At 73.9% G+C, this 23,432-nt stretch carries 17 protein-coding genes and 1 pseudogene; 9 read left to right on the top strand and 9 right to left on the bottom strand.

The features are described from left to right. Positions 1 to 47 precede the first annotated feature (47 nt). Both AB7J25_RS03640 and AB7J25_RS03635 read left to right on the top strand, forming a co-directional pair. Positions 48 to 452 carry a hypothetical protein gene (locus AB7J25_RS03640; RefSeq protein ID WP_428504970.1) on the top strand — a complete coding sequence of 135 codons (405 nt, stop codon included), beginning with the start codon at positions 48 to 50 and terminating at the stop codon, positions 450 to 452. Positions 453 to 460: 8 nt separating this feature from the next. Further along, positions 461 to 1,003: an RNA polymerase sigma factor gene (locus AB7J25_RS03635; RefSeq protein ID WP_428504968.1), complete on the top strand. Its 543-nt coding sequence runs from the start codon at positions 461 to 463 to the stop codon at positions 1,001 to 1,003. 64 nt (positions 1,004 to 1,067) lie between these two features. Here the strand turns inward: AB7J25_RS03635 and AB7J25_RS03630 are convergent, their stop codons facing one another. Continuing rightward, positions 1,068 to 2,039 carry an alpha/beta fold hydrolase gene (locus tag AB7J25_RS03630; protein ID WP_428504966.1) on the bottom strand — a complete coding sequence of 324 codons (972 nt, stop codon included), beginning with the start codon at positions 2,037 to 2,039 and terminating at the stop codon, positions 1,068 to 1,070. Positions 2,040 to 2,074: 35 nt separating this feature from the next. After that, positions 2,075 to 3,499, bottom strand: coding sequence for a hypothetical protein (locus tag AB7J25_RS03625; protein WP_428504964.1), 1,425 nt, complete (start codon positions 3,497 to 3,499; stop codon positions 2,075 to 2,077). A gap of 175 nt (positions 3,500 to 3,674) precedes the next feature. Between AB7J25_RS03625 and mftD the strand changes: the two genes are divergently transcribed. The 5 genes from mftD (at position 3,675) to AB7J25_RS03600 (ending at position 10,261) form a co-directional block, all read left to right on the top strand. Continuing rightward, on the top strand, positions 3,675 to 4,844 hold the full coding sequence (mftD, locus tag AB7J25_RS03620; RefSeq protein WP_428504962.1) for a pre-mycofactocin synthase MftD: 1,170 nt from the start codon (positions 3,675 to 3,677) through the stop codon (positions 4,842 to 4,844). Positions 4,845 to 4,951: 107 nt separating this feature from the next. Then, the gene (locus AB7J25_RS03615; protein WP_428504960.1) at positions 4,952 to 5,767 is read left to right on the top strand and encodes a fumarylacetoacetate hydrolase family protein; all 816 of its coding nucleotides are present in this window, start codon (positions 4,952 to 4,954) and stop codon (positions 5,765 to 5,767) included. A 1-nt stretch (position 5,768) separates the two neighbouring features. Continuing rightward, on the top strand, positions 5,769 to 7,427 hold the full coding sequence (locus AB7J25_RS03610; RefSeq protein WP_428504958.1) for a (2,3-dihydroxybenzoyl)adenylate synthase: 1,659 nt from the start codon (positions 5,769 to 5,771) through the stop codon (positions 7,425 to 7,427). 175 nt (positions 7,428 to 7,602) lie between these two features. After that, complete coding sequence (locus AB7J25_RS03605) at positions 7,603 to 8,334, top strand: maleylpyruvate isomerase family mycothiol-dependent enzyme (RefSeq protein ID WP_428504956.1); 732 nt, start codon at positions 7,603 to 7,605, stop codon at positions 8,332 to 8,334. 103 nt (positions 8,335 to 8,437) lie between these two features. Beyond that, positions 8,438 to 10,261: a flavin-containing monooxygenase gene (locus tag AB7J25_RS03600; RefSeq protein WP_428504954.1), complete on the top strand. Its 1,824-nt coding sequence runs from the start codon at positions 8,438 to 8,440 to the stop codon at positions 10,259 to 10,261. A 12-nt stretch (positions 10,262 to 10,273) separates the two neighbouring features. Here the strand turns inward: AB7J25_RS03600 and AB7J25_RS03595 are convergent, their stop codons facing one another. The 4 genes and pseudogenes from AB7J25_RS03595 to AB7J25_RS03580 all read right to left on the bottom strand — a co-directional run bounded on the left by AB7J25_RS03595 (position 10,274) and on the right by AB7J25_RS03580 (position 16,101). Continuing rightward, positions 10,274 to 10,591 carry a Rieske (2Fe-2S) protein gene (locus tag AB7J25_RS03595; RefSeq protein WP_428504952.1) on the bottom strand — a complete coding sequence of 106 codons (318 nt, stop codon included), beginning with the start codon at positions 10,589 to 10,591 and terminating at the stop codon, positions 10,274 to 10,276. A 112-nt stretch (positions 10,592 to 10,703) separates the two neighbouring features. Then, complete coding sequence (nirB, locus tag AB7J25_RS03590) at positions 10,704 to 13,196, bottom strand: nitrite reductase large subunit NirB (protein WP_428504950.1); 2,493 nt, start codon at positions 13,194 to 13,196, stop codon at positions 10,704 to 10,706. A 383-nt stretch (positions 13,197 to 13,579) separates the two neighbouring features. Further along, positions 13,580 to 15,607 (bottom strand): annotated as a pseudogene (locus AB7J25_RS03585) (molybdopterin oxidoreductase family protein); the annotation flags it as partial. Positions 15,608 to 15,720: 113 nt separating this feature from the next. Beyond that, the gene (locus AB7J25_RS03580) at positions 15,721 to 16,101 is read right to left on the bottom strand and encodes a RidA family protein (RefSeq protein WP_428504948.1); all 381 of its coding nucleotides are present in this window, start codon (positions 16,099 to 16,101) and stop codon (positions 15,721 to 15,723) included. A 65-nt stretch (positions 16,102 to 16,166) separates the two neighbouring features. On the opposite strand from AB7J25_RS03580, the gene AB7J25_RS03575 reads away from it, so the two are divergent. Together AB7J25_RS03575 and AB7J25_RS03570 are read left to right on the top strand one after the other, a co-directional pair. Then, positions 16,167 to 16,685 (top strand): VOC family protein, encoded by a 519-nt coding sequence (locus AB7J25_RS03575; RefSeq protein WP_428504946.1) that lies wholly within the window; start codon positions 16,167 to 16,169, stop codon positions 16,683 to 16,685. Positions 16,686 to 18,443: 1,758 nt separating this feature from the next. Beyond that, positions 18,444 to 19,340 carry an LCP family protein gene (locus AB7J25_RS03570; protein WP_428504945.1) on the top strand — a complete coding sequence of 299 codons (897 nt, stop codon included), beginning with the start codon at positions 18,444 to 18,446 and terminating at the stop codon, positions 19,338 to 19,340. A 77-nt stretch (positions 19,341 to 19,417) separates the two neighbouring features. On the opposite strand, the gene eda is transcribed toward AB7J25_RS03570, so the two are convergent. Genes eda through zwf form a run of 3 tightly spaced genes read right to left on the bottom strand, consistent with a single transcriptional unit; the run spans position 19,418 to position 23,357 of the window. Beyond that, on the bottom strand, positions 19,418 to 20,050 hold the full coding sequence (eda, locus tag AB7J25_RS03565; RefSeq protein ID WP_428504943.1) for a bifunctional 4-hydroxy-2-oxoglutarate aldolase/2-dehydro-3-deoxy-phosphogluconate aldolase: 633 nt from the start codon (positions 20,048 to 20,050) through the stop codon (positions 19,418 to 19,420). Then, complete coding sequence (gene edd, locus AB7J25_RS03560; protein ID WP_428504941.1) at positions 20,047 to 21,870, bottom strand: phosphogluconate dehydratase; 1,824 nt, start codon at positions 21,868 to 21,870, stop codon at positions 20,047 to 20,049. The genes eda and edd overlap by 4 nt, the downstream gene beginning before the upstream one ends. Beyond that, positions 21,867 to 23,357, bottom strand: a complete 1,491-nt coding sequence (zwf, locus tag AB7J25_RS03555) for a glucose-6-phosphate dehydrogenase (protein ID WP_428504939.1) — start codon at positions 23,355 to 23,357, stop codon at positions 21,867 to 21,869. Before zwf ends, edd begins: the two co-directional genes overlap by 4 nt. Positions 23,358 to 23,432 lie beyond the last annotated feature (75 nt).

The raw sequence follows: 23,432 nt of genomic DNA, 5'->3' as shown, positions 1-23,432 counted from the left end.
CCGGGCCGAGAGGCTCCCGGGCACCCACGTCACGCCGGGAGACCCAGATGATCCGCCGAGCCGTCCTCGCCGCCGTCGCGGCCGCTTCCCTCGCCGCGTGCGGCGCACCGCAGCCTGCCGCCTCCGTCACCCCGACCGCGGCACCGGGGACGACCTGCCCGGCGGGCACCGCGCTGCACGAGGGCGCCTGCATCGAGACTCAGCTGCGGACGGAGCGGCTGACCTGGCGGGAGTCCAACCTGACCTGCCTCGCCGAAGGGCGTCGCATCCCGGCACTCGACGAGCTGCAGACCTTCCTCGCCGGCGGCGCAACGGCGGTGCCCGAGTGGCACAACCTGCGCTACCGGGCCGGGCAGGAGGAGCTCGCCGGGCTCGTCTCCGGCGACGGCAGTGTCCAGATCGTCGCCGCCACGACCCGCCAGGTCTACCGCTGCGTGGCGGCCCCGAAGTGATCGGCGAGATGACGGGCTGCGGGGGCGCCCGCGGGTGCGCCGGGTTGTGCGACGAGCGCGGGTTCGCGGTCGCGTACCGCGCGCACCGGGGTCGACTGCTGCGCCTCGCCGCCGCGAGCGGCGCGGGCTGCGCCGAGGACGCCGTGCAGGAGACGTTCGTGCGCGCCTGGCGGGCATGCCGCTCGTTCGAACCACGGCCCGGCCAGCCCGTCGAGGCCTGGCTGACGACGATCCTGCGGCACGTGCTGGTCGACGCGGCCCGTTCGCGCGCCGTCCACGACCGGGCGCTGGCGCGACTGCCGCTGCCGCCCGACACCGTCGCGCCCGTGACCGACGCGGTGCTCACGCGGCTCGTGCTGGTGGACGCGCTCGCCACCGTGAGCGACGCGCACCGCAGCGTGGTGGTGCGGGCGGTGCTGCGCGACCGCGCCTACCCGGACGTGGCGGCCGAGCTGGGCATCCCCGTCGGCACGGTGAAGAGCCGGATGTTCCATGCGCTGCGCGGCTTGCGGGCGGCCCTGAACTCGGCGGTCCTGAACACGGCGGCCTGACCGAACGCGCATCTCGGCCTGACGAGATGCGCAACTCGCGGCGGTGGGATGCGGAACTCGCGCGTCAGGGGGTGGCCCGGTCCGCGGCGGTGGTGATCTCGGTGACCAGCCGCGACACCAGCGGCGGGTCGTCGCTCATCGGGACGTGGCCGATGCCGGGCTGGCGGATCAGCTCGGCACCCGGGAGCTTCTCGAGCATCGGCGCGCCGAAGTGCGCGAACGGGATGACGCGGTCCGGCTGCGCCCAGACGAGCCGGATCGGGTACCGGTGACCGGCCGGCAGCGGGTCGAGCGGGGTGTCGAGCAGCACGCGCAGCAGCGGCGTGGCGATGGTGGCCGCGAGGGCGGAGCGCGCCGTGTCCGCGACGACGTCCGGTGGCAGCCGTTCCGGGTGCGCCACCTGCGTGAACGCCAGGGCACGCCGCCCGGCGGGCCGCTGCACGATCGTGTCGAGGCGGGGGGCGAGCCGGACCAGGAGCGACAGCGACGCCCCGATGCCCGCCGTCACCATCGCCAGCCGACGCTTCGACGTGTACGCCCCGGCCGGGCTGAACAGCACCAGCGAGCGGGCGCGCCCGCGGCGGGCCAGCTCGATCGCCACCCAGCCGCCGAGCGAGTTGCCGACGAGGTGCGCGGTGTCGACGCCGAGCCGGTCCAGCTCGGCCTCCACCCCGTCGACCAGGGCGTCCACCGACACCGCGACGCCCTCGGCGAGGGGGGCGCCGCCGTCGTGACCGACGAGGGTGAGCGCGAGGACGTCGTGGTGCGCGGTGAGGTAGGGCAGCAGCGGCATCCACACCTTCCAGGTGGCGGTGATGCCGTGCAGCAGGACGAGCGGGGTGCCCGTGCCCTCCCGGTGGTACGGCGTCGCCGCGGTCCGGTCCCCGGTGGGTTCCACGAGCACTGCCCGGGAAGGGACGGTGCGCGCCCGGCGGCGCAGTGCCCGGGCCCCGGCCCACGTCCCCGCCGCAGCGCCCGCGACCGTCACGGCGAGGGCGCCCGCCCGCACGGCCGTGCCCCGTCCTCGTCCGCTCATGCCCCTACCCCTGCCCCTCCGCGCACCGGAGCAGATCAGAACAGACTCTTGACCCATTCGACGAACCGGTCCCACAGCCCGCCCGCCTCGGAGGGCAGGTCCGGCACGTCGGGCAGCTCGGGCAGCGCGGTGGGCACGTCGATCGTGGGCAGGGTGGTCGGCAGGGCGGTGGGCAGCCCGGTCGGCAGGGCCGGGAGCGAGGTGGGGAGCGCGGTGGGCAGAACCGGCGTCTCGGGCACCGCGGGCGTCTCGGTCGGCACGGGGACGGTCGGTGTCGGTGTCGGGACGGGCGGCGCCACGGACGGGGTCGGTTCCGGTACGGCGACGGACGTCGGCGCCGAAGTGGGCACGGGGGTGGGCTCAGGGGCGGGCGCTGGGGCGGGCTCGGAGGTCGGCACGGTCGGGTTCGCGGCCGGATCCGGGTTCTCCCGCAGCACCGCGACGGCCGCCAGCCCGAGGAGCACCAGCAGCAACGCGCCGACCCCGACCGCCCACCCGGCGCTCCAGCCCCTCCGTGGCCCCGGCTCCGGGGGCGCGCCGGGATGATCGTCGCGCGCCACCCAGGCCAGCATGTCGACCATCTGCCGCGCCGTCGGGCGGCGGGTGGGATCGGCGTCGGTGGCGGCGAGCAGGACGCGGCGCAGCGGCCGCGGGACGTCGGTCGGGACGACGCCCGAGTCCGATCCGTTGAGCGCGGTGAGCAGCACGAGGCCCAGGTCGTGCACGTCGTCGGCGGGCCGGGCACCCGCCCCGTCCCCGACGTCGACGAGCTGCGGTTGCCCGCGGGGGGCGAGGACGACGTTCGCGGGGCTCACGGCCCCGTGGGCGTGGCCGCGGTGGTGCAGGTGGGCGAGGACGGTGGCCAGTTCGGAGCCGATCCTCGCCACCTCGCCCGCCCGCATCGGGGCCCGCGCGGCGACGTCCCGCAACGTCGGTCCGTCGGCCAGGGCGATGACGAGACGCTCGGCGGGCGGCGGCTCCTCGGCAGGCGGTTCGTCCTGCGGCGTCCCCGGCTCGGACGGCAGCGGCAGGACGGCGGTCGGCTCCTCCGCAGGCGAGCCCTCACCGGGCGTCCGCGGCTCGGGCAGCTGCCGCAGGTCGGCGGTGGGCTCCTCGGCGGTCGCGGCCCGCGCCTGCGGTTCGGCGGGCGCGGGCGGCTCCTCCACCTCGGACCCCCCCTCGGTCCCGGCAGGCGCGGCGTGGCCCGCCTCCTGGCGGCCGTCGCTCCCCCACGGAGCCGGCTCGGACGATGCCGGGGCCGGATCCGCCCCCGGATCGGGGGACCACGGCACGCGCTCCGGCGGGGTGCGGCCCTCGGCGCCCCCCGGGGCGTCCCCGGCGCGGTCGAGTGCGGGCTGCGTGCGCTCCGGGTCATGGCCGGGGCCGCCGTCCGGGGCGGGGCGAGGGGTCTCGGACGGCCCCGCGACATCCCGGTCACGGCCCTCGTCGCCATCGTGCACGTGCCCTCCCCCACCTCGGCGTCGGCGGCAACCTACTCCGGTGACGCGCCGTTCGCGGGCGAGGTCACCCGACGGCGGCACGGCCCCGCCGATCGGGCAGGAACCTCACCTTCCGGACCTGCCCGACCGGGCCGGAACCGGGCCCGCGCCACCCCGGCGGGGCTAGTCTCCGGAAATGGCCAACCAGTGGTTCGAGACGGTCGCCGAGGCGCAGCGCCGGGCGAAGCGGCGCCTGCCCAGGTCGGTGTACAAGGCGCTGATGGCCGGCACCGAGCAAGCCCTCACGCGCGAGGACAACGTCAGGGCGTTCGGTGAGATCGGGTTCCGCCCGCATATCGCGAACCTGCCGCAGCAGCGCGACCAGTCCACCCGCGTCATGGGCCAGGACCTCTCGACGCCGGTGATCATCTCCCCGACCGGCGTGCAGGCCGTCGACCCCGAGGGGGAGGTGGCCGTCGCGAAGGCCGCCGCGGCAGAGGGCACCGCGATGGGGCTGTCCATGATGGCCAGCCGCTCGGTCGAGGACGTCGTGGCCGCCAACCCGAAGACGTTCTTCCAGATGTACTGGGCGGGCGACAAGGACGTGATCCTCGCCCGCGCCGAGCGCGCGAAGAAAGCGGGCGCACAGGGCCTGATCGTCACCCTGGACTGGACGTTCTGCCACCGCCGCGACGTGGGCAGCCCGTCGATCCCGGAGAAGATGGATCTCAAGGCGGTGCTGAAGTTCGCCCCGGAGGTCGCCTTCAAGCCGCGCTACATCCTGGACTGGGTGCGCTCGGGCAAGGTCATCCCCGATCTCACCGTGCCGAACACCGTCATGCCCGGCGAGGAGGCGCCGCCCTTCTTCCAGTTCTACGGGCAGTGGATGTTCACCCCGCTGCCGACGTGGGACGACCTCGCGTGGCTGCGCAACGAGTGGGGCGGCCCGTTCATGATCAAGGGCATCATGCATCCGGACGACGCGCGCCGCGCCGTCGACGCCGGGGCCTCCGCGATCTCGGTGTCCAACCACGGCGGCAACAACCTGGACACCACGCCCGCGTCGATCCGCGCGCTGCCGTCGGTGGTGGCGGCGGTCGGCGACCAGGTCGAGGTCCTGCTGGACGGCGGCGTCCGGCGCGGCGGGGACGTCGTCAAGGCCCTCGCGCTGGGCGCGAAGGCCGTGATGATCGGCCGGGCGTACCTCTGGGGCATGGCCGCGGAGGGTGAGGCCGGGGTCAAGCGGGTGCTGGAGATCCTGCGGGCGGGGATCGACGAGGCGCTGCTCGGGCTCGGGAAGTCCACCATCCACGAGCTGGGCCCGAACGACGTGATCGTGCCGGAGGGCTTCACCCGAGGGCTCTAGTCGTCGGCCGGTCGCTGGGCGGAACGGACGTCGGCGGGAACCCGGTCCGCGCGCTACGGTGCGGCGGGCCCCTGCCCACACGCACCGTCACGACGAGAGGTCCCTCGATGAAGCTCGCGACCGTCCGCACCGACAGCGGCCTGCGCGCCGTCCGGGTGGACGACGAAGGGGCCGTCGATCTCGGCCGCACCGACGTCCGCGCCGTGCTGGAGCAGCCGGACTGGCGGGAGGCGGCCGCCGCTGCGTCGGGGGCCGTCCTGCCGCTGGCGGACCTCGACTACGCCCCGCTGGTGCCGTCGCCGGAGAAGGTGATCTGCGTCGGGCTGAACTACCGCGACCACATCCGCGAGATGGGTCGCGAGCTGCCCGAGTACCCGACTCTGTTCGCCAAGTTCGCGCGCACGCTCACGGGCGCGCGCGACCCGATCGTGCTGCCGGCCGGGTCGGAGAAGGTCGACTGGGAGGCCGAGCTCGTCGTGGTGATCGGCGCGGAGGTGCGCCACGCCACCGGCCCGGACGCCGCCGCGGCGATCGCGGGCTACGCGGTGGGCAACGACGTCAGCGCACGGGACTACCAGAACCGCACGCTGCAGTGGCTGCAGGGCAAGATGTTCGAGGCGTGCACGCCCGTCGGTCCGTGGCTGGTCACCGAGGTCGAGCCCGGGCGGATCTCGTGCACGGTGGACGGCGACGTCCGCCAGGATTCGCGCACCTCCGAGCTGGTGTTCGACCCGGTCCGCCTCGTCGAGTACATCTCCGCGATCGTCACGCTCGCCCCGGGCGACCTGATCTTCACCGGTACGCCGGGCGGGGTCGGTGCGGGCCGCACGCCGCCGCTGTTCCTCGCCGAGGGCCAGGAGGTCGTCACGGCCATCGAGGGCCTCGGCGAGTGCCGCAACGTCTGCGTGGCCGAGAAGCACTGACGTGGCCGCCCCCATCACGGATGGGCTCGTCCCGTGGCCGGACGAGTTCGTGCAGCGCTACATCGCCGCCGGCTACTGGGAGGGCGTGCCGCTGGGCACGCTGCTGCAGGAGGCGGCGGACCGGGCCCCGGACGCGGTGGCCGTGGTCGACGGCGACGTGCGCCTCACCTACGGCGAGCTGATGGCGCGGGCGGACGCCGCGGCGTCCCGGCTGGCCGATCTGGGCATCGGCGCCGGCGACCGGATCGTGGTGCAGCTGCCCAACCGCTGGGAGTTCGTCGCGCTCACGGCGGCGTGCCTGCGCGCCGGGATCGTGCCGGTGATGGCCCTTCCGGGGCACCGGCGGACGGAGGTGTCCTACCTCGCCCAGCACTCGGAGGCGGTCGCGGTCGCGGTGCCGGACCGGCTACGGGGTTTCGACCACCAGAGCATGGCCCACGAGATCGACGGGCCGTCGTTCGTGCTCTGTGCGGGCGACGAGATCGCTCCGGGCAGCGAGTGCCTGCGCACCCTGTGTGCTCCGCCGCAGGACGCCGCGGCGGAGCGGGCCCGCTGGGACGCCACCCCGCCCGGCGGGCGCGACGTGGCCCTGTTCCTGCTGTCGGGCGGCACGACCGGCCTGCCGAAGCTCATCCCGCGCACCCACGACGACTACGCCTACAACGCCAAGGCCAGCGCAGACGTCTCCGGGATCGACGCGGACACCGTCTACCTGGTGCAGCTCCCGGTCGGCCACAGCTTCCCGCTCGCCTCCCCCGGCGTCCTCGGCACGCTGATCCGCGGCGGGCGGGTGGTCATGCTGGGCACGCTGCAGCCGGAGAAGGCGTTCGCGACGATCGCGGCGGAGGGGGTCACGCTCACCTCGACCGTGCCGGCGGTGGCCGCCCGCTGGCTCGAGCACGCGGCGGTCCACGGGCCGCCCGGCGGACCGGACGGGCCGTTGCAGGTCCTGCAGGTCGGGGGGGCCCGGCTGGCCGACGAGCTGGCCCGCAAGATCAGGCCGGTGCTGGGGGCGCAGCTGCAGCAGGTGTTCGGCATGGCCGAGGGCCTGCTCAACTTCACCCGCCTCGACGATCCGGACGAGATCGTCTGCACCACCCAGGGCCGCCCGCTGTCGCCCGGCGACGAGGTGAAGCTGGTGAACTCCTACGAGCACCCGGTCCGGGAGGGCCAGCTCGGCGTGTTGCTCACCCGCGGCCCGTACACCCCGCGCGGCTACTACCGGGCGCCCGAGCAGAACCGTAAGTCGTTCACGAAGGACGGCTGGTACCGCTCCGGTGACGTGTGCCGCCGCACGTCCGAGGGCTACCTGATCGTCGAGGGCCGGGACAAGGACATGATCAACCGGGGCGGGGACAAGATCTCCGCCGAGGAGGTGGAGAACCTCGTCTACCAGGTGCCGGGCGTGCTGGAGGTCGCCGCGGTGGCGATGCCCGATCCCGATCTCGGGGAGCGCGTCGCCGTCTTCGTCGTGCCGCGCGACGGGGCGACGGTGACGCTGGACGAGATCCGCGCCGGCATGGGCCCCGTCGCCAAGTTCAAGCTCCCGGAGCGCCTGATCGTGGTGGACGAGATGGTCACGACCGCGGTCGGGAAGATCGACAAGAAGGCACTGCGGGAGGACGTGGCGCGCAGGGTTGCCGAGGAGGAGGGCGCATGAGCGCCGGGCGAGCCGCCCAGGCGAGGACGACGCGACGCGCCCGGATCCGACCCATCCAGCGCCGAGGAGGAGGGCGCATGAGCGCCGGGCGAGCCGCCAGGCGAGGACGACGCGACGCGCCCGGATCCGACCCGTCCCGGCCCGAGTGCCGAGGCACGGAAGCGAGGGGAGGGCGGTGAGCACCCGCCACGAGACCACGACGACGCTGGCCTGGATGCACGCGGGCCAGGCGCATGTGGAGGCCGTCGTGGACGGGCTCGACGACGACGCGCTGCGCGCACCCAGCGCGCTGCCCGGCTGGACCCGCGCGCACGTCGTCGGCCACCTGGCCCGCAACGCCGAGGCGCTCGGCCGGCTCGCCGCGTGGGCCCGCACCGGTGTGGAGACGCCCATGTACGCCGACGCCGAGGAGCGCGATCGCGGCATCGAGGAGTCCGCCGCCCGACCGATCGCGTGGTTGCGCGCCGAGCTGGTGTCCACCGCCGCCGACCTGGCCGCCGCCCTCGCCGAGCTCTCCGACACCGAGTGGACGGCGTCGGTGCGCAGCGCCCAGGGCCGCACGATCCCGGCGGCGGAGGTGCCGTGGATGCGGACCCGGGAGGTGTGGCTGCACGCCCACGACATCGACGCGAGCCTCGGGACCGATCACGAGACACCGCTGCGGCTGCCCGACGGGATGGCCGAGGTGCTGCTCGACGACATCACCGCCGTGATGAGCGCGCGGGAGGGCTGCCCTTCGATGCTGCTGCGCTCGCCGGACGGCCGCTGGCGGTTGGGGCGGGGCGAACCGGTCGCCGTCCTCGACGGGCCCGCTGGAGCGCTCGCCGGTTGGCTGACCGGGCGCAGCACGGGCGGGGACGTGGCCTCGTCGAACGGGAGCGTGCCGGGGGCGCCGCGCTGGCTCTGAGGCGCGACGGCTACCGATGCAACCCTGATGCAACCGGTGCCCGACCGGTTCTGCGCGGTGTTGCCTGTCACAGGAAACCGCACCGTCGCAGGAGGTCCCCGCCGTGAGTCAGACCCTGGAACGCCCCGACACCTCGACACCCGCCCGCCGGGCGGACGCGTGGCTGGCGGACTTCGAGAACGCGCTCGCCGCGCGGGACGTGGACCGCGCAGCCGGGATGTTCGCTGCGCAGAGCTTCTGGCGCGACCTCATCGCGTTCACGTGGAACATCAAGACCGTCGAGAACCCCGACGGTGTCGCCGACCTGCTGCACGCCACGCTGGAGAGCACCGACCCGTCCGGCTTCACCTTCACCGCCGAGCCCACCGAGGCGGACGGCGTCGTCACCGGCTGGTTCGCGTTCGAGACCGGCGTCGGCCGCGGCAAGGGCCTCGTCCGGCTCACCGAGGAGGACGGGGCGCTCAAGGCGTGGACGTTCCTCACGGCCCTCGAGGAGCTGAAGGGCCACGAGGAGAACCTGGACGAGCGGCGCCCGCACGGCACCGAGCACGGCGCCTTCCGCGACCGCGTCACGTGGAAGGAGCGCAAGGAGGTGGAGGCGGCCGAGCTCGGCCGCACCGAGCAGCCGTACGTGCTGATCGTCGGCGGCGGGCAGGGCGGCATCGCGCTCGGCGCGCGGCTGCGCCAGCTCGGCGTCTCACACATCGTGGTCGACCGCCACCAGCGGCCCGGCGATCAGTGGCGAAAGCGCTACAAGACGCTGTGCCTGCACGACCCGATCTGGTACGACCACCTGCCCTACCTGCCGTTCCCGCGCAACTGGCCGGTGTTCTCGCCGAAGGACAAGATCGGCGACTGGCTGGAGATGTACACCCGGGTGATGGAGGTCAACTACTGGTCCTCCACCACCTGCCGGTCCGCGACGTTCGACGGGGAGCGCTGGACGGTCGTCCTGGACCGCGACGGCGAGGAGATCACCCTGCGGCCGACGCAGCTCGTGCTGGCCACCGGCATGTCCGGCCGCCCGAACATCCCCGACATCCCCGGCAAGGACGCCTTCGGCGGCGAGTGGTTCCACAGCTCGCAGTTCCCGGGCCCCGACGCCTACGCCGGCAGGAAGGCCGTCGTCGTCGGGTCGAACAACTCGGCGTTCGACATCTGCGGTGCGCTGTGGGAGGCGGGCGCGGAGTCGGTGACGATGGTGCAGCGCTCGTCCACGCACATCGTCAAGTCGAACACGCTGATGGACATCGGCCTGGGCGCCCTCTACTCCGAACAGGCCATCCGGAACGGCGTCACCACCTGGCACGCCGACATGATCTTCGCGTCGTTGCCGTACCGGATCCTCCACGAGTTCCAGATCCCGCTGTACGAGCAGATGAAGGAGCGCGACGCCGACTTCTACGAGCGCCTGGAGGCGTCCGGCTTCCGCCACGACTGGGGCGCGGACGGCTCGGGGCTGTTCATGAAGTACCTGCGCCGCGGCTCCGGCTACTACATCGACGTCGGCGCGGCGGACCTGGTCGCGAACGGCGAGGTGAAGCTCGTCCAGGGCCAGGTCGCCGAGCTCACGGAGAAGGGTGTGAAGCTCGAGGACGGCACCGAGCTCGAGGCGGACGTCGTCGTCTTCGCCACCGGCTACGGGAACATGGTCGGCTGGGTCGAGGAGCTGTGCGGCGAGGACGTCGCGGCCAGGGTCGGCCGGGTGTGGGGCCTCGGCTCGGACACCCCCAAGGACCCCGGTCCGTGGGAGGGCGAGCAGCGCAACATGTGGAAGCCGACCAACCAGGAGAACCTCTGGTTGCACGGCGGCAACCTGCACCAGTCGCGCCACTACTCGCTGTACCTGGCGCTGCAGCTGAAGGCGCGCCAGGAGGCGATCCCGACGCCGGTGTACGAGGTGCAGGAGAGCCACCACCGCACCTGACCGCGTCCCCCGTCAGGTCTCCACGACGATCTCGCCGCCCTCCACGCGCACCGGGTACGCCCGGGCGTCGGGACCTGCGGTGAGGCACGCGCCGTCGGCGAGGGCGAAGGCGTGCTGGTGCAGGGGGCACACCACCTTCGTCGCGTCGACGGTGCCGTCGGCGAGCGGGCCGCCCGCGTGCGGGCACGCGGCGGAGAGCGCGTGCAGCGACCCGTCGCGGAGCCGGAAGACGGCCACCTGCTCGTCGCCGACGGCGAAGGCGCGCCCCTCCCCCACCGGGACGGCCGCCGCGGGGCCCAGCCGGTGCGCCGTCACCTCCGGCGCGCTCACCGGGAGTCCTTCGCGCCCGCCCGGCCGCCGCGGGTGCAGTGGGGTGGCTTTACGCCGGTTGAGCCGGAGTGAAGCCACCCCACTGCGGCCGGGGACGGGCGGCGCCGCGCGCTCACGCCCCCACCCCGCGCACCGGCACGCGCGGCAGCGGGACCAGCGGCAACGCGCCCGCGAACTGCCCCGGCGTCACGGGCTCGCGGCCCTCCAGCCACGGGTCGACGTAGGCGTCCACGCAGTCCTGCATGCGCGCGTCCAGGTCGGCGGCGACGCCGTCGCGGTCCTCCACGAGGATCGCCTTCAGCTCGTCGAGCCCGATGCGCGGGACGAAGTCGTAGGTGCGTTCCAGCCAGCGCCCGTTCTCGCGGTAGTACTGGATGAAGCGCCCGACGAGCCGGATCGCCTCGTCCTGGCCCGTGACGGTCGCGAGCACGTCGCCCTTGCGCACGGACGCCCCCGCCGCGCCACCGATGTAGACCTCCCACCGCCCGTCACCGACCGCGACGAGCCCCACGTCCTTGACCATCGCCTCGGAGCAGTTGCGCGGGCAGCCCGCGACCGCGAGCTTCAGCTTCGCCGGGCCCTCCAGGCCCTGGTAGCGCTTCTCGATCGCGACACCGAGGCCGGTGGAGTCGCCGAGGCCGAAGCGGCAGAAGTCCGTGCCCACGCACGTCTTCACCGTGCGGAACGACTTGCCGTAGGCGTACCCCGAGGGCATGTCCAGGTCGGCCCAGACACCGGGCAGGTCCTCCTTGCGGACGCCGAGCAGGTCGATCCGCTGCCCACCGGTGATCTTCACCATCGGGACGTCGTACTTCTCCGCGACGTCCGCGATGCGCCGCAGCTGCTCGACCGAGGTCACCCCGCCCGCGATCTGCGGCACGACGGAGAACGTGCCGTCGCGCTGGATGTTGGCGTGCACGCGGTCGTTGATGAAGCGGGCGTCGCGCTCGTCGACGTACTCGCCCGGCCAGATCGTGCGCAGGAGCGACGTGAGCGCCATCTTGGAGCCCGCGTCCTCGCCGTCCGGGGCGAGCGCGGCGAACACCGCCGACACCGACCGGAGCCCCTGCGCGCGGATCGCCGCCACCAGCGCGGGCTTGTCCATCGGGATCGCGGGGACGTACCAGCCCGCGGACTCGTCGATCTCCACGTCCCCACCGGCAGCCCACTCGACGACGTCCGCCACCAACGCCTTGCACGACCCGCAGCCCTTCCCAGCGCGCGTCGCGGCCATCACCCCGCCGACGCTGTGGGTGCCCGCCTTCACGCAGGCCACCAGGTCGCCCTTGGAGACGCCGTTGCAGTTGCAGACCTGCACCGAGTCGTCCATCTCCGCGACGCTCTGCTCCGCCGGGGGCGCACCCAGCTCGAAGAGCAGCTCGACGCGCTCCTCGGGCAGCGGCAGGCCGCGGTCGAAGCTCTGGGTGAGGAACGCGACCTTGCCGACGTCGCCCAGGAGGGTGGCGCCGACCAGCCGCCCCTCGCGGATCACCACGGACTTGTAGACGCCGCGGCGCGGCTCGGAGAACCGGACGAACTCGTCGTCGTCGCGCTCGGGACGCTTGACCCCCATCGCCGCGACGTCCACGCCCGCGACCTTCAGCTTCGTCGCGGTCTTGGAGCCGTGGTAGGCGGCCTTGGGGTCGGCGCCGGTGATGTGGTCGGCGAGCACGAGGGCCTGCTCCCACAGCGGCGCCACCAGCCCGTAGGTCTCGCCGCGGTGCTGGGCGCACTCACCGACGGCGTAGACGTCCAAGTCGTCGACCGAGCGCATCTGGTCGTCGGTGACGATGGCGCGCTCCACCGTGAGCCCGGAGATCATCGCCAGGCCGACGTTGGGCCGGATGCCCGCGGTGACGACGACCATGTCCGCGTCCAGCGACGAGCCGTCGCCGAACACCACGCCGGTGACGTGCCCGGCGCTGCGGATCGCGGTCGTCCGCCTGCCGGTGTGCACCCCGATCCCCAGGCGCTCGACGACGCGGCGCAGGATCGCGCCCGCCTCGTCGTCGAGCTGCTGGTTCATGAGCACCGGCCCGGACTGGACGACGTGGCACTCCACGCCCCGCTGCTGCAGCCCGTACGCGGCCTCCAGACCGAGCAGCCCGCCGCCGATGACGACGGCGCGGCGGCGCTCGGGCGCTGCGTCGACGGCCCAGTCGAGCATCGCCGTGGTGTCGTCGAGGGTGCGGAAGCCGAACACGCCCGGGGTGAGGGTGCGGTCGTCGACCCACATGCCGTCCATCGGCGGGAAGAACGTGCGGCTCCCGGTGGCGATGATCAGCTTGTCGTACGGGGCGACCGTGCCGTCGTCGGCGAAGACCTTGCGGGCGAAGCGGTCGATGCGCACGACCCGCACACCTGCGTGCAGGGTGATGCCGTTGTCGGCGTACCAGTCCAGCGGGTTGAGGTAGATCTCCCCGAGTCCGTCCTCGTCCCCTTCACCTGCGAGGACGTGGCTCAGCATGATCCGGTTGTAGTTGCCGTACGGCTCGTCGCCGAACACCGTGATGCGGAAGCGCTCGCTGCCGCCGCGGGCGATGATCTCCTCCACCGCGCGGGCGCCTGCCATCCCGTTGCCGACGACGACCAGGTCCAGGGCCATCAGACCTCCACCAGGCCGAGGTCCACGACCACCGTGCCGGTGAGCCCGTCCGGCGCGGCGAGGTGCAGCTCCAGGGTCGTGCCGTCGTCGAGGTCCTCGACCACGCGCAGCGAGACGTGGCTGTCGGCCTTCGCCCCGATCGGGAAGTAGCGCATCGGGACGCCGTCGCGCAGGAGGACCACCGTGACGAGCTCGTCGGTGGAGTTGCCGCCGCGGAAGTACAGCGGCTGCGACGTCACGCCCGCGGGGACCGTGTAGCGCAGGTCCGGGTGCAGCAGCGCGGGCTTGGTGGCTCCGGTACCGGTGAACTCGTAGATGCCCTGCAGGAACCGGTGCGTGCTGTGCATCTGTCCTCCGAGGTGGTGGTGGGCGGGTTCGGGTCCGACGGACACGGCGCAGGTCTTGAACTCGGGCATGCGGGAGATGGGGTCCAGGGCGTCGCTGACCAGGTCGTTCACGCCCGCCCAGTGGAACGGGACGAACACGGTGTCGGACCGGATGGCGGGCGTGAGGCGGGCACGCACCCGCGTCTCGCCGCGCACCGACCGCAGCAGCACCGGCGCGCCGTCGGAGATACCCAGCTCCCGGGCCAGCTCCGGGTGCAGCTCGACCCGGGCGTCCGGCTCCGCACCGTGCAGGGACGGGGTGCGGCGCGTCTGGGTGCCCGACTGGTAGGGGGTGCGGCTGCGACCCGTCGTCAGCAGGTAGGGGTACCGCGCGTCCGGGCGTTCCCGCGCCGGCCGCGGCCGGACGGCGACGAAGCGGGCGCGGCCGTCGGGGGTGGCGAAGCGCTCGGTGAACATCCGCGGGGTACCCGGGTGTTCGGTGTCCGGACAGGGCCAGAACAGCTCCTCGCCCGCGGCGAGCCGCTCGCGGGTGATGCCCCCGTAGTCCGCCGGACCGCCGGCCGACGCCCGGCGCAGCTCGTCCTGGACCTGCCACGGGTCGGTCGGGAACAGCTCCCCGCGCCCGAGGCGCTGCGCGAGCGCGTGCCAGATCTCCAGGTCGCTGCGCACGCCCTCCGGCGGCGCGAGGGCGCGGCGGCGCAGCAGCACGCGCCCCTCCAGGTTGGTGAGCGTGCCCTCCTCCTCGGCCCACATCGTCGTCGGCAGGACGACGTCGGCGCGCCGTGCGGTCTCGGAGAGGAAGAAGTCGCTGACCGCGAGGAAGTCCAGCGCGTCCAGGCGCGCCGTGACGTGCCCGGCGTTCGGCGCGGACACCACCGGGTTGGACGCGGCGAGCAGCAGCACCCGCACGCCGCCGTCCGTCCCGAGCCGGTCCAGCAGTTCGTAGGCCGACGGGCCGGGGCCGGGCAGCTCGTCGGGGTCGACCCCCCAGACCGCGGCGACGTGGGCGCGCGCGGCCGCGTCGGCCAGCCTGCGGTAGCCCGGGAGCTGGTCGGCCTTCTGGCCGTGCTCGCGCCCGCCCTGGCCGTTGCCCTGCCCGGTGAGCGTGCCCCAGCCCGAGCCGGGGCGGCTGCCGGGCAGCCCGAGGGCGAGGGCCAGGTTGATCCAGGCCTGGGCGGTGTCGGTGCCGTCGGCGTGCTGCTCGGCGCCGCGCGCGGTGAGGATCATCGCGGTACGGGCGCCCGCCAGCTCCCGGACGGTGGCGACCATGTCCGCGACGGGAACGCCGGTCGTCCGCTCGACCCTGTCCGGCCAGTACTCCCGCACCGCGCGGCGGACCGCGTCGAAGCTGGTGGTGCGCTCGGCGACGTACACCTCGTCGACGAGGCCCTCCCGGATTGCGACGTGCAGCATCCCCGCGGCCAGCGAGAGGTCCGTGTTCGGCACCGGCTGCAGGTGGCGGTGCGCGAGCTCGGCGGTGGCGCTGCGCCGCGGATCGACGACGACGTGCCGCGCGCCCCGCGCCCGTCCCTCCTCGAAGAACCGCATCGCGGGCGGCATCGTGTCGGCCGGGTTGGCGCCCACCAGCACCACGACGTCGGCCAGCGGGATGTCCGCCATCGGGAACGGGAGCCCCCGGTCGATCCCGAACGCGCGCGTGCCCGCCGCGGCGGCCGAGGACATGCAGAAGCGGCCGTTGTAGTCGATCGCCGAGGTCCGCAGCGCCACCCGGGCGAACTTCCCCAGCTGGTAGGCCTTCTCGTTGGTGAGCCCGCCCCCGCCGAAGCAGCCGACGGCGTCGTGGCCGTACCGGAGCTGGGCGGAGCGGATCGCGGCGGCGATCCGGTCCAGTGCCTCGGCCCAGGACGCGGGTCGCAGCGTGCCGCGGTGGCGGACGAGCGGCGTGGTGAGCCGCTGCGGGTGCGCCAGCAGCTCGGCGGCGGATGCGCCTTTCAGGCACAGCCCGCCACGGTTGGTCGGGAAGTCCCGGCCCGCGACCTCACCGTCCGGCGACACCGTCATGCCGCACTGCAGCGAGCAGTACGGGCAGTGTGTCGCGGTCACCCGTTCGAGGTTTCATCGCCCCTGTTTCTGCCGCGTACGACCCCCGTTAACAGACCCTCACACCGGCCGCAGCTCGCGATCCGGCGTCCCCCGTTCGGAGTGCCCGGCGCTGCTCAGGGCCGGGTGACCTCGGCCTCCACCTCGACCTCCACCTTCCAGCGCGGGTCGAGCAGCCCGACGACCACCACCATCGTCGCGGCGGGCCGTACCTCGGCGAACAGCTCGCCGTGCACGGCGCCGACCGCGTCGGCGTCGGCACGGTCGGTGAGGAACATCCGCGTGCGGACGACGTCGCGCAGCTCGGTCCCCAGTGCCGCGAGCGCCTCCGCGACGATCGCGAAGCAGCGGCGGGCCTGCTCCGTGACGTCGTCAGGGCACGAGCCGTCCGGCCAGACGGGGGCGGTGCCGGAGACGAGGATCCGGCTGCCGATGCGGACGGCGCGGGAGAACCCGATCGTCGCCTCGAAGGGCGATCCGGAGGCGTGGCGCTGCATTCCGGTGACCGTAGGCCCCGGCCGTGCCAAGGTGGGGGCCGGACTCACCGCGAGAAGGGACCGCCATGCCACAGCCGCAGGGAGCCGAGCTCGAGGCCGTCCGGGCCCGGCGCGCGTCACTGAAGGAGAAGTACCTGCGGTCGCCGTCGAAGCGGCCGCGGACCACCGTGCGGGGGGTGCACCACCTCGCCCTGATCTGCCGCGACGTCGAGGAGACCATCCGCTTCTACCAGGAGACGCTCGGGTTCCCGCTCGTCGAGCTCGTGGAGAACCGCGACTACGCGGGGTCCAGCCACTTCTTCTTCGACATCGGCAACGGCAACCTCCTCGGCTTCTTCGACTTCCCGGGCCACGACCACCCGGAGTTCAGCGAGACGATCGGCGGGGTGCAGCACCTCGCGCTGTCCACCTCCGACGAGGAGTTCGCGAACGCCCGGAAGCGCCTGGACGAGGCGGGCATCCCCTACATCGGCCCGGACCGCGGCATCGACAACAGCCTCTACATCCGCGACCCGAACGGAGTGGGCATCGAGTTCTACGCCGAGCAGCTCGGCCTGTTCGAGGGCGAGCCGCTGCTGGAGTGAGCCGCGCCGCCTCGCAGCCACCTCGCCACGTCGCCGCACCACCTCGCAGCGTCAACCGCCACTCCGCAGCCATCCGGAGCGCTGCGCGGTGCATCGAGACGTTGCGAGGTCGCGGAGCCGGGAGCGGTTGCCGGCCGCGCGGCGGCCGGGCGGGCGGCGGCTGGGCCCGCGGCGCGGCGGGCGGCGGCCGAGCGGGCGGCGGCCGGGCAGCGCGGCCGTCCGAGGCCGGTCGGGCGCGCCCGGCGCGGTCGAACGCCCGCTGCAGCCGCCGGACCACCACGACGAAGTGCTCCAGCTCGTCCCACATCCAGCGGACCACCTGCAGGCCGGAGTCGCGCAGCGCGTCCTCCCGGCGCTTCTCCGCCACGAGCACGCCGGTGGGGTCCTGACCCGGCGACAGCGAGCGGCCGTACTTGACGAGCCCGTCGAACTCCCCGACCGTGCGGCGCCCCTCCCACCAGAGGTCGACCCGGCCCAGGAAGTGCCCCTCGGCCGACCACACCGGCCGTTGCAGCTCCGGAGGCGGCAGGTGGTGCAGGTGCAGCAGCGCCCGGCTGCGCGACTCCCCCGGGCTCTCGCTGCGCCCGTCCGCGAACGCGACGACGCGGCGCGCCCCCGGCTGCCCGGGACGACGGGCACCTCGTGCAAGTACGTCCCGCAGTTCGTCGGGATCGACGCCCGCACGCAGCGCGGCGTCCGCGGTGACGACAGCGGCCTCGAACGAGGCGGACCGGGCGATGTCGACGACCGTGCGCGCGACGGTCGTGACCGGGATCCCCCTGACGACCGTGATCTCGCCCGGAGCGAGGGATGCGGCGTGCACGTGCGCGACGCCACCTCGTCGCGCGCCGGAGCGCCGCGGCCGCGTGAGGTGCACGCGATCCAACGGGGCACCCCAGACCGGGAGCCCGTGCAGGACGGCGGCCGACACGTGGCTGACGACCGCGTCCGGGTGGACCGCACCCGTCGTGGCCTCCACGAGCAACGCGTGCCGGGAGGCCGGCGTCCGCAACCGCTCGTCGCCGCCGAGGACGTAGGCTCCACGCCGGACGGCCGCCAGCTCCCGCGCCCGCCGCCGTCTCCGGAGCTCGCCGTCGGTGAACCCGCGTACCCGCAGCTCGGCCGGGCGCAGCAGCCGACCGTTGGTGATCTCCACGGATCCGATGATCGTCCGTCGGCGACCTCGCCTGCGGACGAATCCGGAACCTGTGGACAGGTACCGTCGAGGTGGACAACTGCCCCGCCCCGGCCCGCCGCAGCGTCGTCAATCCCACCTCGCGGGCGGCGCTGCAGTGCCCCTCCCGCCGCCCCGGACGCACCGCCCACCGATCTGTAATCGACACGACAGAACCTGTAGGGCCTCTCGGACGTCTCCCTCATGTGGGATCCCTCTGTCGGGCGCACGGCCAGAGGCACGTCGACGGACAGTGATGGACAGCAACGGACAGTGAGGACGGGGAGAGCGGGATGAACGGACGGTCGGGGCCACCGCGGCGCGGCGCGCCGCCGCCACCGCCCGGCCGGCGCTCCCAGCGTCCGAGCTGGAACACTTCGCCGCCGCCCCGGTACGAGCCGTCCGGAGAGCCGCCCGCCGAGTCGCCCACAGAGTCGCCCACAGAGGTGCTGCCGCCGAACGGGTACGCCCCGCGGTCGGCCGTCGCGCCCGGGCCGCCCCGGCAGGACCGGCCTCCGGTACGCCCGCGCCCACCGCGCCGTGCCGGCTTCTGGAAGCGCCGCGTCATCGCAGCGTGCGTGGTGGTGCTGGCGCTGGTCGTGGCGTTCGGCACGTACGTCGAGGTCAACCTGGAGCGCACGGACGCGCTGCCCAGCGACAGCACGGCCAGCTCGGACGGCACGAACTGGCTCATCGTCGGCTCGGACAGCCGCAAGGGCCTCACGAAGGAGCAGGAGCGCGAGCTCGCCACCGGAGGCGACGTCGGCCAGCGCACGGACACGATCATGCTGCTGCACAGCGGCAGCAGCGGCAGCGTCCTGGTGAGCCTGCCGCGGGACTCCTACGTCGACGTGCCGGGCTACGGCCGGGAGAAGCTCAACGCGGCGTACTCCTTCGGCGGGGCGAAGCTGCTCATCCAGACGGTGGAGCGGGCCACCGGCCTGCGTATCGACCACTACGCCGAGATCGGCTTCAGCGGCTTCGTGGACGCCGTGGACGCCGTCGGCGGGGTGGAGATCTGCGCCGACCAGGCGATCAGGGACCCGAAGGCGGCGCTGAACATCAAGGCCGGCTGCCAGGAGATGGACGGCGCCACCGCGCTCGGCTACGTCCGGACACGGGCCACCGCGGGATCGGATTTCGACCGCGTGACCCGGCAGCGCCAGTTCCTCGGCGCGCTCGTGGAGAAGGCGACGAGCCCCACCACGCTGCTCAACCCGTTCCGCGTGGTGCCGCTGGCCGGCGCGATGGCGCGGGCCGTCACCGTCGACTCCGGCGACCACGTGTGGAACCTCGCCGGGCTCGCGCTCGCCATGCGCGGGATCGCCGGTGGCGACGGCCTCGCCACCACGGTGCCCGTGGCGAACTCCGGCAGCGTGGGCGGCCAGTCCGTCGTGCGCTGGGACACCAAGCGGGCCTCCGTGCTGTTCAAGGCGATCCAGAACGACGAGGTACCGCCGAAGTCCGCCCACGGCCCCTGACCCGGCCACCCTTCGCAACGAAAGGCGCGTTCGTCCAACTGAGTGGGACGAACGCGCCGCTCGTTGCGAGGGGAAGTTCAGGGCCCCAGCGCCGCCGCCTCCTTCGCGAGCGCCGTGACGCGCCCCCAGTCCCCGGCGTCGAGGGCGTCGCGCGGCGTGGTCCACGAGCCGCCGACGCAGCCCACGTTGGGCAGCGCGAGGTAGCCCGGCGCGGACGCCGCCGTGATTCCCCCGGTGGGGCAGAACCGCAGCTGCGGCAGCGGACCCGCAACGGCCGACAGGAACGCACGACCGCCCGCCGCCTCGGCAGGGAAGAACTTCATCCCCGTGAGCCCGCGCTCGTACACGGCCATCATCTCCGAGATCGTCGCGACGCCGGGCAGGAACGGCAGCCCGCTGTCGACCAGGCAGTCCAGGAGGCCGGGAGTCGCCCCGGGGCTGACCAGGAACCGCGCCCCCGCGCGCACCGACTCCGCCACGTGCGCCGGGCCGAGCACCGTCCCGACGCCGATCAGCGCATCCGGCACCTCCGCGGCGATCCGCTCGACGGCGGGCAACGCCTCCGGTGTGCGCAGCGTGACCTCGATGGCGGCGAGGCCCCCGTCCACCAGCGCCCGGGCCAGCGGGACGGCCGCCTCGACGTCGTGCAGCACCACGACGGGGATCACCGGCGCGATGTCGAGAAGAGCGATGTCGAGCAGCTCGCTCACCGCACACCCCCGATGACGCTCGCGCCCAGCTCGGCCGGGCCCACGGCGCGGCGGAACGCGGCGAAGAGCTCGCGCCCCGTCCCCGACCACCTGCCGTCGTCCGGCGGGGCACCGGCGTGCTCGCGCGCGTCCAGCTCGGGTGCGGGCACGAGGACCTCCAGCAGCCCGGCGTCGGCGTCGAGGGCGACGAGGTCGCCGTCCCGGATCCGGGCGAGCGGACCGCCCGCCGCCGCTTCCGGGGACACGTGGATCGCGGCGGGCACCTTGCCCGACGCCCCGGACATCCGCCCGTCGGTGACGAGCGCGACCCGGTGGCCCCGGTCCTGCAGCGCACCGAGCGCGGGGGTGAGCTTGTGCAGCTCGGGCATGCCGTTGGCGCGCGGGCCCTGGTAGCGCACGACCGCGACCAGGTCGCCTGACAGCTCACCGGCGGCGAACGCGGCGAGGAAGTGCGCCTGGTCGTCGAAGACGCGCGCGGGCGCCTTGACGATCCGGTGCTCGGGCGCCACCGCAGAGGTCTTGATCACCGCGCGGCCGAGGTTGCCGTCGAGCAGGCGCAGCCCGCCGTCCGGGGCGAAGGGCGCGGCGACCGGCCGCAGCACCTCGGTGTCGAGGCTGCGGGCCGGGCCGGGCCGCCAGCGCAGGCCGTCCCCGATGAACGGCTCGGTGGTGTAGGCGTCGAGGCCTTCACCCGCCACCGTGGTGACGTCACCGTGCAGCAGGCCCGCCCCGAGCAGCTCCCGCACGAGGTGGGACGTACCGCCCGCGGCGTGGAAGTGGTTGATGTCGGCCTTGCCGTTCGGGTAGACGCGGGCCAGCAGCGGCACGATGGCCGAGAGCTCGGCGAAGTCGGACCAGCGCAGCTCCACTCCCGCGGCGGCCGCCATCGCGACGAGGTGCATCGTGTGGTTCGTCGACCCGCCGGTGGCGAGCAGCGCCACGAGCCCGTTGACGACGGCCCGCTCGTCCACGACGTCGGCGATCGGGGCGCCGCCACCGGCCAGCGCGACCGCCCGCTCGCCCGCGGCGGTGGTGAGGGCGTCGCGCAGCGGCGTGCCCGGGTTGACGAAGCTCGCCCCGGGCAGGTGCAGACCCATGATCTCCATGAGCAGCTGGTTGGAGTTCGCGGTGCCGTAGAACGTGCAGGTCCCGGGCCCGTGGTAGGACGCGGACTCCGCGGCGAGCAGCTCCTCGCGGCCCACCTTGCCCTCGGCGTGCAGCTGGCGGATCCGGCTCTTCTCGGCGTTGGCGAGCCCAGAGGTCATCGGCCCGGCCGGCACCAGGATCGTCGGCAGGTGCCCGAACGACAGGGCACCGATCACCAGCCCGGGAACGATCTTGTCGCAGACGCCGAGCAGGAGCGCGGCGTCGAACATGTCGTGCGAGAGCGCGACGGCGGTGGACATCGCGATGAGGTCGCGGCTGAACAGCGACAGCTCCATGCCGGCGCGACCCTGCGTGATCCCGTCGCACATCGCGGGCACGCCGCCCGCGTACTGGGCCGTGCCGCCCGCGGCGCGCACGGCGTCCTTGAGCCGGGCCGGGTACTCGGCGAACGGCTGGTGCGCGGAGAGCATGTCGTTGTAGGCCGACACGATCGCGACGTTCGGGACGGGCGCGCGGGTGAGGGCGAGCCTGTCCTGCGGCGAGCAGGCGGCCACGCCGTGGGCGAGGTTCGCGCAGCCCAGGCCGGCCCGGGCGGGGCCTTCGAGCGCAGCGGCCCGGGTGCGGGCCAGGTAGGTGGCGCGGGTGGTCTCGGAGCGCTCGCGGACCGTGTCGGTGACGCGGGCGAGGACGGGGTGGAGGGTCGGCTGGGTCACGGAAGGGTCTCCTCGTACCAGGTACGGCCGTCACGTTCGATCAGGGCGGTGGCTGCCGCGGGTCCCGCGGTGCCTGCCGGGTAGGGCCGCGGCGCCTCTCCGAGGGCGTCCCAGGCGGCCTGGACCGGCTCGGTCCAGTGCCACGCGGCCTCGATCTCGTCGCGGCGCATGAACAGCGTCGGGTTGCCGCGCACGACGTCGGAGAGCAGCCGCTCGTAGGCGTCGGGCAGGCGGGCGGCGAACGTCTCGGCGAAGCTCAGCTCCAGCTGCGCCGGGTGCAGGCGGATGCCGCCGGGGCCGGGCTGTTTGGTCATCATCTGCAGGTGCACGCCCTCGTCCGGCTGCAGCCGCAGGACGAGCCGGTTGGCCGGGATGTCGTCGCCGACCAGCGGGAAGATCGAGTGCGGCACCGGCCGGAACTGCACGACGATCTCCGAGGCCTGCCGGCCCAGCCGCTTGCCGGTGCGCAGGTAGAACGGCACCCCGGCCCAGCGCCAGTTGTGCACCTGCGCCTTGAGCGCCACGAACGTCTCGGTGCGGCTGGGGGCCGCCAGCTCGTCGCGGTAGCCGGGGACGGCCTGGCCGTCCACCAGGCCCGCGGTGTACTGCCCGCGGACCGTGCAGCGGGCCACGTCTGCGCCGGTGAGCGGGCGCAACGACTGCAGGACCTTGAGCTTCTCGTCGCGGACGGCCTCGCGGTCGAGCCGGGCCGGCGGCTCCATGGCGACCAGGCAGAGCAGCTGCAGGAGGTGGTTCTGCACCATGTCGCGCAGCGCGCCGGAACCGTCGTAGTAGCCGGCGCGCCCGCCGACGCCGAGGGTCTCGCCGACGCAGATCTGCACGTGGTCGATCCCGCCGGCGTTCCACAGCGGTTCGAGCAGGGTGTTGGCGAAGCGCAGGACCAGCAGGTTCTGGACGGTCTCCTTGCCGAGGTAGTGGTCGATGCGGAAGGTGTTCTCCTCGGCGACCACGGCGCCGACCTCGTCGTTGATCCGCCGCGCGGACGAGAGATCGTGGCCGATCGGCTTCTCCAGGACGACGCGGGTGGCGTCGTCGAGAAGGCCGCCGGCACGGGCCTGGCGCACGATCGGGCCGAACAACTGCGGCGCGCAGGCGAGGTACAGCACGCGGTCGCGACGGCCGGGCGGGCCGAGCAGCTCCGCGAGGGCGGCCCATTCGGCATCGGTGCCGTCCGTGACGTCGACGGTGCGGTGGTGCAGCCTGCGCAGGAAGCGCTTGCGGGCGGTCGCCGTGTGGTCCGGTGCGGAGCGGCGCAGCTCGGCGTCGACCTTGTCGCGGAAGCCCGCGTCGTCGAGGCCGGCGCGCGAGACCGCGACGATCCGCGAGACCTCCGGCAGCTGCTCGTCGGTGTCCCGGCGCAGCAGCGCCGGAAGGAGCTTGCGCATCGCGAGATCACCGGTGCCGCCGAAGACGACCAGATCGCAGGCCCGGTCTGTGGTGGGCGAGGGGTTCGAAGGCTTCGGCACGAGCCGACTCCTGTTCCCGTCGGAAGTGGGGCAGTTCCGAACCATAGCAGTCATGTTTAGGTACTTAAAGTGCCT

It is taken from the genome of Pseudonocardia sp. (assembly GCF_050246655.1).
In the GTDB taxonomy this organism is placed as follows: Bacteria; Actinomycetota; Actinomycetes; order Mycobacteriales; family Pseudonocardiaceae; genus Pseudonocardia.
The sequence above is the reverse complement of the archived record's forward strand: the minus strand, read 5'-3'. Positions and strand labels throughout refer to the sequence as shown.